We start from the raw sequence: 12,688 nt of genomic DNA, 5'->3' as shown, positions 1-12,688 counted from the left end.
TCACTCCAAAGGAAAATCCTAGAAAAGTAGGGCCAACGTGTGTTCGATTATGGACCAAGGAAAATTTTAAAGGGCAACCTTTTGACCATTGCATGACTAATGGTTCTTATTTTCACGTTAATTTTGCAGGTCTCGTCGAGAACAATAATATAGAGTCAATAGAGGTCGGTAAACGTGCAAGAGCTGTACTCTGGAATGGTTGGAATGGTGGAAATGGTGCTGTAAACAGAACATTTTTGCCATCGCATTCTTACAGTGGAATTGGTGAGTTTAGGAATCGAGCGCAATCCTTGGAGATATACCCAGCTGGCAATGCATTAGAGCCAACGTGTGTTCGATTATGGACCAAGGAAAATTTTGACGGGCAACCTTTTAAGCATTGCATGACCAATGGTTATCATTTTCACGTTAATTTTGCAGGTCTCGTCGAGAACAATAGTATAAAGTCAATGGAGATCGGTAAAGATGTAAAAGCTGTACTCTGGAATGGTGATAAAAACAGAACATTTTGGCCATCGCAGGATAATAGTGGACTTGGTGAGTTTAGGAATCGAGCACAATCCTTGGAGATATACCCATTTACCAATGCATTAGAGCCAACGTGTGTTCGATTATGGACCAAGGAAAATTTTCAAGGGCAACCTTTTAAGCATTGCATGACCAATGGTTATTATTTTCACGTTAATTTTGCAGGTCTCGTCGAGAACAATAGTATAAAGTCAATGGAGGTCGGTAAAGATGTAAAAGCTGTACTCTGGAATGGTGATACAGCAGGAACATTTGTTCGAAATAATCCTAATCTTGGTCAGTTTAGCAATCGAGCACAATCCTTGGAGATATACCCTAGTTTTTGAAGTTATGATTAATCAACAACTGTTGAAAGATTCCCCCGGGCATGCCCGGGGGTACTTACCGTGACGACGCAAAAGCGTTGGCCAAAATTACAAACAGCTTACGCTGTAATTTTGGAGTTGGCATTTATCCACGGGTAAACCCATGGTTTTATGTATGCACAGAATAAACGGTGCCCAGGAGAATAATCATTTAGTAAACGGTTCAGTTGTGACAGTAGAAGTAACATTCGTTGATGCTAGCCCTGCACAAACCATAGACGTTAGCATTGGTGAGGCGTCCGATAGGCTGGCAATCGACAGGCAAGCAATGTGCAAGATTATCCAGCAAGTCATTGTGGGCCTTTTCTGAGTTTAATTCAGACTCTGGATACACTTTTTCATATAACGTTAAGGCTCTGCCACCCATAGGGATACTAGCCCTAAGCACTTGAAATATTCCCTGACCGTTGATAGAAGACCAATCGACAATGACAAGAGGGAGAGGGTTATGGCCAACCAAATGTTCAGTCATGAACTCATAAAAATAGAGCCGTTCACTATGCAAATAAGGGTTCCCAATTAACCTGTCAGCTCGCTTTATATCGTGCTTCTTATCTGTATCAGAGCTATTTTTAAGACCACGACCAAGGTATGTGACAGTCACTCTTTGGTCACGCATTCCCGATTCAACAAAAGTAAAAACGGTACTAAGCCTGACGGAGTGAATATCAGGGTAAGTCGTTGCGATCTTAGAGATCCCCTCATAAATTTAATGTCACAAAATCCCAAATACTCGGCGGTAAATACGGTGACTCTTCAAGTAACGATAGAAATTATTCATTAAAGGTGCTGCCCATTCTTCCCGCATATTTGGCAATAGTTGATAATAAATACAGCCTTGACGAAATAATGAATAGCTTCGAGTCTTGCTCGTATTCGCTTTTATCGTTTTCTCCAAATCAGCTTCTTCACCTGCATTACTGAGTGATTGAACTCGCTTCACATGCATATTCTGGCCGAAGAGTTCATTCACATGGTTGTTAATTAATTCTTGAGTAATCATAAAGGGAGAAATTGAGGACTAGGTTAAAAACCGTTAGGGGTAACCTCAATCTCCCGCCAATGCTAGCTTATACGAGGGGATGCCTAAGGATGGCGCCATGTTTTCTCTTTGAAGTCATGTGCAGAGCAAGGAACGCTACATTCTGGACAAGAGTAAAGCTCTCCACGTTCAGTCCCCACTTGTAGTTGAAGCTCATAAGGAGAATGTTCTGTATTAAGGGATTGGTCGATAAGTTTCCAGGGGGCTTGCACACCCAACCCGAGCATAAAAATATCAGTAGAATTCAATGTGACTGGACCTTGTATTGGAGCCTATTTAGGAGGTGCCAATTTTAACCTAAACCCACACAAAACGTCGAAGAACCATATTTGTTAGATTAGGCACTGGCAAGATTAGCATTGGTTGTTGAGTAAACCGAGTTTAACGTAAATCTTCTTGGCCTGCACTTTACCCTAGCTTCCTATCAGTGCGATCTTTGTTTCAGACTCACTGCTGGAAACATACTTTGCCATACTTGTGGTTATTCGTAGTTTGCTAATTTAGCAAAAGCGCTGGCAAATAAATGTCCATTAATGATGTTGGACATCACGGCATTCTTAAAAACTCTTATCGTTTACAGCGAGCGATAGCGTCAATAATTGCAACTGTATGTATATAAAGCTTGCTAGGTAATTATACTCAGCATCAAATCCACATCAGACTTTTGCGTTAGGAAGTATCAAACACCCTAACTACCATTACTCACGCCAGAAAAACGACAGATAAAAAAACACCGAGAGCAGAGTCTCGGTGGGGAAAGATAGTAATAGTAAACTCGGGAGGGCTGAGTCTCCCAATACAAAAATCTTAAGGATTGTTGGCTACACATGATGATGTAGAAACAATTCGATCATATATTCACCGTGTCGATTGGAATATTAGACTAAAGTGGTAAAGCGAATGGCAAACTTGAAAACTGATTTTTCATTTTTATTTCACAGAATTTTTTGCGATTGATGAGATTTTTGCTACGACGCATTTCAAAACCGCATAGTCGTACCGTTGCTCAAGGTGCTCATAGAGTGGCTTGAGTTTGTAATCCTGTAACGTATTTAGACTTACTGTTGCTGTCGCGATGGTGTCAAACTCTGCTTCACTAAGATCAATGACTTGTTCGAGTTGACAGGCATCGATTTCAATGGCCTTGGCTAAATGAGCCAATACCGTTGCCGACTTAATATTACGCTCGGAAGCAATCTGTTCAGGTGTTAACCCTTGTTGAAGTCGAGTTAATGACTCAAGCTCAGTCTCATTTAATACGATTTCTTGCTCTGTTTTGGGTTCGATAGCATCAATAAAGCGCTGTCCATATTTATTGATTTTGGTCTCGCCAAATCCCGAAATTTGATGCAGTTCACCTAGCTGTTGAGGCCTTGTAGTAGCGAGCGCTTCGAGTGTTGCGTCGTTACAAATGATATAAGCAGGAACTTGCTGTTCTGTTGCCAATGATGCTCGTACTTGTTTGAGTTGTTCAAACTGTATCATGTCCCCTTTAGAAAGCCCTGAGCGACGAGATTTGGTACTAGAGCGAGTTTTAGAATTGGAAGTACGAAGTTTTCGCAATTGAATTGGTTTTTCGCCTTTCAAATAGGGGCGACAATGTTCGGTCAAGCGAAGGCTGCCATGCTCACCATGCACCTCTAGGAGGTTCATCGCCAGCAATTGACGAAATACACCTTGCCATTGTTTCGCGTTCAGTTCGTTACCGATACCAAAGGTCGATATTTTATGGTGTTGGTTTTGTTCGATTCTCTGATCTGATTTACCCAGAAGAATATTAATTAAGTAACTGGCCCCAAAACGTTGCTCGGTGCGAAACACGGTAGACAGTGCTTTTTGAGTGGCTTGGAGTCCATCCCAAGTTTCAGGTGGCGTCAGGCAGTTATCACAGTTACCACAAGGCTGTTCAAGCGACTCTCCAAAATAAGCCAACAGAGCTTGGCGACGACAAGTGGCAAGATCGCAATAGCCCAACAGTGCGTTGAGTTTTTGAATGGAGGTGAACTTGAATTGTTCTGACGCATCGGAATTTTGCACCATTTGGCGTTGCAAAACCATATCTTGCATACCATAGGCCATCCAAGCGTTAGCCGGCTGACCGTCACGTCCGGCACGTCCGGTTTCTTGGTAATATGCTTCTATACTTTTTGGTAGACTGAGATGCCCGACAAAACGCACGTTGGGTTTATCAATACCCATACCAAATGCAATCGTTGCAACAATGATAATGCCTTCTTCTCGCAGGAATCTCTGTTGGTTCACAGATCGTTGATCCGCCGACATACCTGCATGATAGGGAAGGGCGACCTTACCTAATTCGTTAAGCCATTGAGCCGTTTCTTCTACTTTCTTGCGTGACAGGCAATAGATAATACCGGCATCTTCGGGATGATGGGCTTGAATGAAAGACCAGAGTTCATGCTTAGCATTACTAAGATCTGAGACGTGATATTGAATGTTCGGTCTATCAAAACTATGTACGAAGACTTCGGCATTCTCAAGCGCCAGCTGCCCGACAATTTCTTGCTGCGTGCGGCTATCGGCAGTCGCAGTAAGTGCGATTCTCGGCACAGAAGGAAAGCGCTGTTTTAGGACATTTAACTTCTGATATTCAGGACGAAAGTCATGTCCCCATTGGCTCACGCAGTGCGCTTCATCGATAGCAAATAACGACAAATGACACTGTTCCAGCAGAGCTAGCGTTCGTTCTAGCATCAGTCGTTCAGGCGCTACATAAAGGATATCGATATCGCCCGCTCGAACCTGCTGTTCGACTACTTGCTGGTCATAGGAGGTTAAGGTTGAGTTTAAATACGCCGCTTTCACGCCAATTTGATGAAGGGCATCGACTTGGTCTTGCATCAAGGCAATAAGTGGTGAAACCACAACCCCAACACCGTGCCGCAAAATAGCAGGGATCTGATAACAGATGGATTTACCGCCCCCAGTCGGCATGATGGTTAATGCATCGTTTCCTGACATCAGGGTGTTGATGATGGACGCTTGTTGATGGCGAAAATCATCGTAACCAAAAAGGGATTTGAGTAAATGTTGTGGAGTCATTGGTTTGGCTATTTGAGAATAGGTTGAGACAGTGTCTCAGGCGTAATAGCCCTTTTCAAGCTTAGAGTGAAAGTACGTGCATTGACACCAGGTCACTCAATGAAAGAAATGTAATAAAAGTTGTAATTGATGACAGAGAAATCGAAAAAGAGGGGGCGAAAAGGAAGTTTAATAAGAGAGATAGTCGGGCTTAGCTTGGCATATAAGCCCGACTTATAAGGAGCTTTGGAATACGTTAGCACTCCATTGCTAATCACTCTTTATGTCGAGTGACTTCTTTTTAGAACAAAGGGTAACAAGAAAGTTCCATTACCCTTGCTCAAAAAGTTGGCTTATAGGCCTTTGATGTTCTCAACTTCAAGTTCGTTGAAGTAGCGAACTGTCTTCACTTTAAGCTCTTGCTGAGCCGCATCGTCAGCAACGATGATAGCTTTGCGGTGCATTTGAAGTGCGGTTACTGTCCACATGTGGTTTACAGAGCCTTCAACTGCCATTTGTAAAGCAAGTGCTTTGTTGTGGCCTAGAGTTAGGATCATTACTTCTTCAGCATCTAGAAGAGTTGCAACACCGATAGTAAGTGCGTACTTAGGTACTTGGTTGATGTCGTTATCAAAGAAACGAGAGTTAGCGATACGAGTATCTTCTGTCAGAGTTTTGATACGAGTACGAGATGCTAGAGAAGAACCTGGTTCATTGAATGCAATGTGACCGTCGATACCAACGCCACCCATGAATAGGTTGATCTTGCCGTATGAACGGATTTTCTCTTCGTATGCTGCACAGTGAGCATCGATATCTTCAGCTAGACCGTCAAGAAGGTTAATGTTTTCTTCTTGAACATCAACGTGGTTGAAGAAGTTGTTGTACATGAACGAACGGTAAGATTCTGGGTGCTCAGGGTCGATACCAACATACTCATCCATGTTGAATGTTACAACGTGCTTAAAGCTTACTTCGCCTGCGTTGTATAGTTCGATCAGCGCTTTATAAGTAGAAAGAGGTGTTCCACCAGTTGGCAAACCTAGAACAAATGGTTTTTCAGCAGTTGGTTGGAATGCATTGATACGCTCTGCGATGTGGCGTGCTGCCCATTTACCTACTTGTTCTGCGTTTTGTAATGGAATAAGTCTCATGTTGATCCCCTAATAATAGAATTTAGTTTGTTCTGAAACATTAATTCGCATTATAAAATAAGTTTTTCGAGTCGGCTATTACTTTTCTGTGAATTTTGCGATTTTTCTTGATCGGGATCGAGTTTCATCGATTTCGTGGTGATGAAATGACCAAATCGAAAGCGATGGAAGTTGAAAATTTCGGTAGGTAAATAAAGTGGTTACGATACGGAAGTTATGTATTTTCTGTAGGGTAAAGGCAAGAGGACATAAGATGCCCTCTTAAATTAATTAGATGGCTTGACCGTTTGCAGTTACTGCAACATCGACATTGCCTCTCAAGGCATTTGAATACGGACATACTTGGTGTGCAGCACGAACCAGTTCAATCGCTGCTGCATCTTCCATATCTAAAGTCACCTCAAGTGCAACATCGAGAACAAATCCGCCTTGTTCGTTAGCTTTTAACGCCACAGTTGCTTTTGTTGGTGCTGCTTTTAGTTCGATCTTTTGCTGCTGGGCAACATGCAGTACCGCATTCGAGAAACACGCTGAATAACCAGCAGCAAAGAGCTGTTCTGGGTTAGTCGCTGTTCCCGAGCCGCCGAGTGCTTTCGGGTATGACAATGGCAAATCCAGCAGCCCATCGTCGGTCGTCACTTGACCGTTACGTCCAGCTAGGGCAGTCGCAGAAGTTGTATAAAGTGCAGGCATGATTTAGTCCTTTTTGTTGTGCGTAATTATATTGTGTACAAATCATATTGTTAAATGGGAGTGGTTACAAGTATATTGTGCGCAATATAGATGAATAATTTGGACCGTTATGAAGCTCGACTCACTCGAATCATTAGATATTGACAAACAAGTGTGCTTCGCGCTTTACAGTGCGAGCAATGCGTTGACACGTGCTTACCGACCAATATTAGAGCAAATCGACCTGACATATCTGCAATACATGACCATGCTTGTATTGTGGAAGAAAGCACCGATGAACGTTAAAGACATTGGAGCGGATTTGAAGTTGGATTCTGGCACACTTACCCCGCTACTGAAACGTTTGGAACAAAAGGGGCTTATCGAGAGGAAGCGAAGTGAGACTGATGAACGTGCACGAATGATAACCGTGACAGAACAAGGTATTGCGCTTCGTGAGCAAGCTATGTCGGTCCCTAATTCTATAGCATGCAAGGCTCAATTAGCGTTCGAAGATGCGCTGACATTGAAACGGATTTGTGAGCAATTAACGAATAACCTAATGGAATAGTTCTTAATGGATATCGAAGGATTATCAAAAGTAGGCTTTAAGCATATTCTGGCGCTTCATGTTATGCTTGACACAAGGAGTGTCACCAAATCAGCGGAAGTACTGTCGGTTACGCCGTCCAGTGTGAGCAAAACTATCACTCAGTTGCGTGACATACTGGACGATGAACTTTTCTATCGTGATGGTTCTCAACTCACCCCAACCTCTTATGCTGTCAAAATCGCGCCATTGGTACACTCTATGCTGGCAAGTATGAATGGGCTATTAAACCAAACGCGATTTGAGCCTAATTCATTTGAAGGGCGATTTAGCTTATCGATGAGGGAGAGCACTTTTGAACTATTTGCTCACTCATTGGCTCGTCTTACCATTGAGTGCACACCAAAAGCCAAACTGAATATCATGACAAAAGCTCGTTTTGGTTTCGACGCTTTGCACAGTGGGCAAGTGGATTTCATCATTCTTCCTCACGATGTCAGTCAAGCCCCCACTAATACCAAAGAGTTGATTTGGGAGGTAATTCTGGAAGATGAATTGGTGTGTTTGATGTCCGCCGACAACCCATTAGCGGATCGTGAACTTACGATTGATGATTACTTAAATAGCCAGCATATCGGCATCGCTGATGCTGAGCTTAATCGCCCTTACTTTGAACAAACTTTGCGTCAGAAATATCGCGCCAGAGAAGTTAAGGTCAATGTGTCGGATTTTGGTGCTGCAGCAGTGCTTTGTCATCAATCCAATTTGCTGTTTACTAGCTCAAAAAAATGGGCAGATGTCGCGCTTCAGGCAAAAGGGTTAGTGTCAAAACCGCTGCCATTTGAGTATGGAAAAGTCGCATACAGCTTAGTTTGGAACCGGGCAAGTATTAACGATCATGCCATTGCCTGGCTATGCCATTACCTTCGAAATATCTCCTAATACCCTCGCTTTAAACCTTCATATCGACTTGGATGATAGCACTCTACTTGCTGTTGTCGGTCGATACGAAGTCAGCGTTTAACATTCAAAGCATCAAGAATCACTATCGCCACGCACTCTCAAACTGGATATAGGTTAGTGGTGATAATTATCACACTAAACTAACTATAAAAAGTGAATTAGACATAGAAAAACCGATATAAAAACGGTCTAAAATGCGGTAATGTCCGCGAGTTATTTCTCATCAATAAAAAGCATTCAATGATTAGTAGATTCTCAAGCTTGTCCGACACGGCTAAAGGGGTTAGTGCGTCGGTTATTGCCTCGTGTTTGTTTGGTTTATTACCTCTTTATGTCCAGTTCCAACCAGAATTGGAAGCGTTTAAGGTAGCGGGAGGGGAGGGACATTGGATTGCTGCCCAACGAGTTATCTGGAGCGTATTTGTCGTGCTTATCTTTCTCACGATTAGCGGCAGAATTGGATTGCTATTTAACGCTCTCAAGCAGATGAATCGTTGGCATCGATATTTGTTATCGGCATTGCTTGTTGGTCCCAATATTGGATCTTCGTTTGGGCTCCGTTGTACGGAGAAACTCTGTCGGTCGCTTTAGGTTATTTTTCACTCCCTCTGGTATTGGTTGTGGTGGGACGATTTGTTTATGGTGATAAGCTGACACCATTACAGACTCTAGCATGTTGCATTGCGGGTGCAGGAGTGATCTATGCTTATATGATGGCGGAAGGACTGTCTTGGATCGTATTGCTGATCGCGTTGGGCTACCCCATTTATTTTGTGCATCGACGTACGCTCAACATTAAGAGTGACGTTGGCTTCGCCCTAGATAACCTGTTTTTGATGCCATTTGCATTAACGGCAATGTTATATCTGCAACCTTGGGATTACATTCAGCAGCTAAACGTGTCTATTTGGGCGTACTATCTTGGTTTGGCGGTAGCAGGTTCGGTTCCTATGCTACTGTTTCTGTTTGCGTCACAGTCGCTATCTATGTCGTTATTCGGTTTATTGGGTTACGTTGAACCTGTGCTAGTTTTTTGTGTAGGCTTGCTGTTAGGCGAACGAGTTGCTACCAGTGATCTGCCGACGTATTTGTTGGTGATGGTCGCTCTACTAATATTAGCGACAGATGGATTAAAACGCGCACGTTCACATGGTGCCGTAAAATAGTGATTACGGGTAGTAATAACATTGGGAATTGATAATGTTAGAAAAGATTTGGTCAGAATATCAAACGGGGTTGCGTAGTTTCTTGCTAAGTAAGATTGCTAATGAGGCTGATGCAGAAGATGTACTCCAGGAGATTCTAATTAAAACCTATCAAAACCTCGATAAACTACAAAATCCAGACAGCATTAAGTCTTGGCTGTTTCAAATTGCTAATAGATCGGTGATCGATTTTTATCGGGCAAATGGCAGAAGCGCAGGTCTTGAGGGAGAGTCGTTGTGGTACGAAAGCTCTGAAGAGGACGCAAAGCAACAGCTCGCTCACTGTATGCAACCGTTAATGCGCTCTTTGTCTGAAACTTCTGCAGCGCTTTTGCAGTCGGTCGATATCGACGGTAAATCGCAGAAACAGGTTGCCGCTGAAATGGGCATTAGCTACTCAACGCTGAAATCACGTGTACAAAAGAGTCGCTCGGAATTAAGAGCCGTGTATCAGCAGTGCTGTCAGTTCTCATTCGATGCACAAGGAAATGTTTTGGATTACGAAGCCAAACAATCAAAGAGCAACAAGTGCTAGTTGTTGAGGGCGCAGTGTACTACCAATGGCACTGCGCCTTAACTTGTTTCCATCACAGGACGGAGCGAAAGCTTCCCAACGGCACCTCTAAGGTGTTCTCTCCCACTTTAATTGGACTACCAATCATCTCGTCGTAAGCACTGTCTTGCCTTAGTACGACCTCTTTAGCGTCTATGTTATGGCAGAGGCGACGCATATCGACGACATTGTGGCTGCGGATCAATTGACCATTTTCCTCGGTGATATAGTGTTCGTGGCCATCAATCATCACAGAAGCTTGATACAACGACATTTCGAGTGAATGGATGATCAACTTATCAAACTGAGCAAATTGCTCTAATGAGCTTAATTTGGTGTTCATAGTGCTCTCCTTCTATAGGTAGTACTTCTACGTCCTGAATGGCGCAAATGTTCAAGTGGTATAAATGGATGTTGCACAGGCAAGCTATTTTAAACTCAAATAGCCTTGTGTTTACATTGTAAATACAAGGCGTAGCAAAGGCTGAGTGAGTTGTAGAAAGTGAAAAGCACTAATCTGAGTCAGTGGCCAATCAATACTTTTCGTTATCCGCTTCCGGAGTAGTAGGTACCGATGAAGTAGGGTTGACGTTTTTCATGCATGATGTAGACGTCCCAAAGTTACTTTAGACAAAGCTCGATTTGCTTCTAGGGTTTGTTCAATAAGGTTGCGCGCATCTTCAAGCTCAAATCCTTGCTCTTGGGATTGAGATGCTTCTTTGGTTATTGACTGTAAGATCTGAATCGATGTTGAAATATCATCGTGAGATCCTTTGAGTTCACTAAGTATCTGAATGCTGAAAAGCTGATCCGTTAACTTTCTAATCCCAGATTCCAAGTCATACGCATCCTCACGCAAGTACATAGTGCTCTTATAAGTCTCTAGCTGTTTCAATGTATTTATTAAGCATTCTTGAAGAGTTAACCTATCCATAGTCGTTCCTCAATGATGATGAATACTGGTAATTTGGGATAGGTTTAGCAAATGTCGAACTTTAAGTGCTTCAATGAGAGCGACTTCGCCCTACCTTCGAATACGACATACTTAAAATCCGACTTTCAGTTAAATAACGCCAGTCAACTCAAGGTCGCGGGCCATAGGGATTAAATCCGTCGTAGATTGTTCACTAGGGAACGATTGTGGTTTCTTTATTGCTGAAATTTGTCCTTCAAATTGTTAATCAGCGCTAGCACCCTAGCGCTGATTTTGTTACAACAGTGCCAGAAAATTACCAACCTTAATTGATACAAAAAGGACATGAACGTGGCACAACCTATTCAGTTTGAAAAGTTCGTCGATCTCGATTTTGATTTGGCGGAATGTCCACGCTGGGACTGGCGTAATGAATCTTGGATGTGGGTGAACATCTGTGATGGAGAACTTTGGCGTCAAAAAGACGGTGTGAACGAGAAACTTGAGTTTGGCGAACCGATTGGCTGTTTCGCTATGCACGGTGAGCAGGGGTTCATCGTAGCGCTAAAGTCAGGTATGTATCACATTAGCGCATGGGGTGCAGAGAAAACCTCACTGGCGCCGTTGGTCTCTGAATTTCCGCGCATGCGTTATAATGATGGGCGCACGGCTCCGGGAGGTCGTTTTATCGCGGGAACACGCAACGGTGCAAAGGTTGGCGATCAAGGCCAATTCCACCAATTGCATCTTGATGGCACGATTGAGGCACTTCCGATGTTTGCTTGGACATGTAATGGCCTTGCGTTCTCTCCTGATGGGCAGTGGCTGTATTGGGCTGATACTGGATCAAGTAAAGTGTATAAGCACAGTTATAATCCTGAGACGGGCCAATATGGTGAGCAGCTAGTCCATTGCGATCTCACGGAGCATAATGGTCGCCCTGATGGTGCTAGTGTGGACGCTGAGGGTAACTACTGGGTTGCTATGTATGCAGGTCAATCTGTGGTGAAAATCTCACCTGAGGGCGAGGTTGTTGATGTGATAGCTGTACCATCAGAGAATCCAACCATGGTTGGTTTTGGTGGTGAAGCGTTGACTGATCTTATTGTGACTTCTGCGGAAGGCAGTAATGAAAAAGGCAAGTTGCTGATTGCTAAAAACGTAGCTCAGGGTGTCAAAGAAACACTAGCAGCGGTTACGGTATAAACACAACGACAGTGAAATCATAGCGGTGCATCCAAGTGCACCGCTGTTAACAAGTCATCGAGAGCGGTTGCTGATGATACGCTGCTCGATTCATATCGCTTAAATCATCTTCTGTAATATACTTCTTGGCGACTACGTTGCCAGAAACCACCAAATGAGAAATATAGTCTCGGCAGCTTGTTGTTGGCATATTGCTCCACATAAAATCCGCTTTGGTTGTGTCGCTAAAACCGATGTTAAGCACGATAAATCGTTGCTTATTCCTCATATCGTAGACGTTAATTTGTATCCGCCCCATAAACCCACGGGGCGATATTGTTAGTGTTTGAAGTTCCAGGGCAGGAGCGCATCGATATTTGGCTCTGCTTTCGCCAGCTCTTGCATGCATTTAACCATGTAATCGTAGAGGATGAGACCGTTGACCTTCGCTGTCTCGACGATGCTATAAAGCATCGCGCTCGCATCAGCTCCCTTTGGATTGGTTGAAAAAAGCCA

The 12,688-nt window shown here is 43.3% G+C and carries 14 protein-coding genes and 1 pseudogene; 6 read left to right on the top strand and 9 right to left on the bottom strand.

The window, feature by feature from the left end; translation table 11 throughout:
* Nucleotides 1-854, top strand: an 854-nt coding sequence (locus VTH8203_RS24910) for a hypothetical protein (protein ID WP_208617791.1), incomplete at its 5' end; no start/stop codon positions are given.
* 280 nt (nt 855-1,134) lie between these two features.
* Here VTH8203_RS24910 and VTH8203_RS24680 read toward each other — a convergent pair.
* The 5 genes and pseudogenes from VTH8203_RS24680 to ohr form a co-directional block, all read right to left on the bottom strand.
* A pseudogene (locus VTH8203_RS24680) lies at nt 1,135-1,602 on the bottom strand (IS4-like element ISPpr2 family transposase); the annotation flags it as partial.
* Nucleotides 1,603-1,979: 377 nt separating this feature from the next.
* On the bottom strand, nt 1,980-2,183 hold the full coding sequence (locus tag VTH8203_RS24675) for a hypothetical protein (protein WP_158296227.1): 204 nt from the start codon (nt 2,181-2,183) through the stop codon (nt 1,980-1,982).
* Between the two features lie 682 nt (nt 2,184-2,865).
* Nucleotides 2,866-4,998, bottom strand: a complete 2,133-nt coding sequence (recQ, locus tag VTH8203_RS22730; RefSeq protein ID WP_096995680.1) for a DNA helicase RecQ — start codon at nt 4,996-4,998, stop codon at nt 2,866-2,868.
* A 332-nt stretch (nt 4,999-5,330) separates the two neighbouring features.
* Nucleotides 5,331-6,131: a glucosamine-6-phosphate deaminase gene (gene nagB / locus VTH8203_RS22725; protein WP_096995679.1), complete on the bottom strand. Its 801-nt coding sequence runs from the start codon at nt 6,129-6,131 to the stop codon at nt 5,331-5,333.
* A 270-nt stretch (nt 6,132-6,401) separates the two neighbouring features.
* Nucleotides 6,402-6,824, bottom strand: coding sequence for an organic hydroperoxide reductase Ohr (ohr, locus tag VTH8203_RS22720; protein WP_096995678.1), 423 nt, complete (start codon nt 6,822-6,824; stop codon nt 6,402-6,404).
* Between the two features lie 109 nt (nt 6,825-6,933).
* On the opposite strand from ohr, the gene ohrR reads away from it, so the two are divergent.
* The 4 genes from ohrR (at nt 6,934) to sigZ (ending at nt 10,056) form a co-directional block, all read left to right on the top strand.
* Nucleotides 6,934-7,374, top strand: coding sequence for a transcriptional regulator OhrR (gene ohrR, locus VTH8203_RS22715; protein WP_167385860.1), 441 nt, complete (start codon nt 6,934-6,936; stop codon nt 7,372-7,374).
* Nucleotides 7,375-7,380: 6 nt separating this feature from the next.
* Nucleotides 7,381-8,295, top strand: coding sequence for a LysR family transcriptional regulator (locus tag VTH8203_RS22710; protein ID WP_096995676.1), 915 nt, complete (start codon nt 7,381-7,383; stop codon nt 8,293-8,295).
* A 515-nt stretch (nt 8,296-8,810) separates the two neighbouring features.
* Nucleotides 8,811-9,482, top strand: a complete 672-nt coding sequence (locus tag VTH8203_RS22705; protein WP_244181305.1) for an EamA family transporter — start codon at nt 8,811-8,813, stop codon at nt 9,480-9,482.
* 34 nt (nt 9,483-9,516) lie between these two features.
* Complete coding sequence (sigZ, locus tag VTH8203_RS22700; RefSeq protein WP_096995675.1) at nt 9,517-10,056, top strand: RNA polymerase sigma factor SigZ; 540 nt, start codon at nt 9,517-9,519, stop codon at nt 10,054-10,056.
* 52 nt (nt 10,057-10,108) lie between these two features.
* Here the strand turns inward: sigZ and VTH8203_RS22695 are convergent, their stop codons facing one another.
* Nucleotides 10,109-10,417: a DUF6482 family protein gene (locus tag VTH8203_RS22695; protein WP_096995674.1), complete on the bottom strand. Its 309-nt coding sequence runs from the start codon at nt 10,415-10,417 to the stop codon at nt 10,109-10,111.
* Nucleotides 10,418-10,669: 252 nt separating this feature from the next.
* Nucleotides 10,670-11,008, bottom strand: a complete 339-nt coding sequence (locus VTH8203_RS22690; protein ID WP_158296226.1) for a hypothetical protein — start codon at nt 11,006-11,008, stop codon at nt 10,670-10,672.
* A 330-nt stretch (nt 11,009-11,338) separates the two neighbouring features.
* Here VTH8203_RS22690 and VTH8203_RS22685 point away from each other — a divergent pair, with 330 nt between their 5' ends.
* The gene (locus VTH8203_RS22685) at nt 11,339-12,193 is read left to right on the top strand and encodes an SMP-30/gluconolactonase/LRE family protein (protein WP_096995672.1); all 855 of its coding nucleotides are present in this window, start codon (nt 11,339-11,341) and stop codon (nt 12,191-12,193) included.
* Between the two features lie 46 nt (nt 12,194-12,239).
* Here the strand turns inward: VTH8203_RS22685 and VTH8203_RS22680 are convergent, their stop codons facing one another.
* Together VTH8203_RS22680 and VTH8203_RS22675 are read right to left on the bottom strand one after the other, a co-directional pair.
* On the bottom strand, nt 12,240-12,461 hold the full coding sequence (locus VTH8203_RS22680) for a hypothetical protein (protein WP_096995671.1): 222 nt from the start codon (nt 12,459-12,461) through the stop codon (nt 12,240-12,242).
* A 50-nt stretch (nt 12,462-12,511) separates the two neighbouring features.
* On the bottom strand, nt 12,512-12,688 hold a 177-nt coding region (locus VTH8203_RS22675; protein ID WP_167385841.1), incomplete at its 5' end, for a transposase domain-containing protein.

This window comes from Vibrio thalassae, from assembly GCF_900089835.1.
Lineage (GTDB): Bacteria > Pseudomonadota > Gammaproteobacteria > Enterobacterales > Vibrionaceae > Vibrio > Vibrio thalassae.
This window is presented reverse-complemented; position numbering and strand designations above follow the sequence as displayed.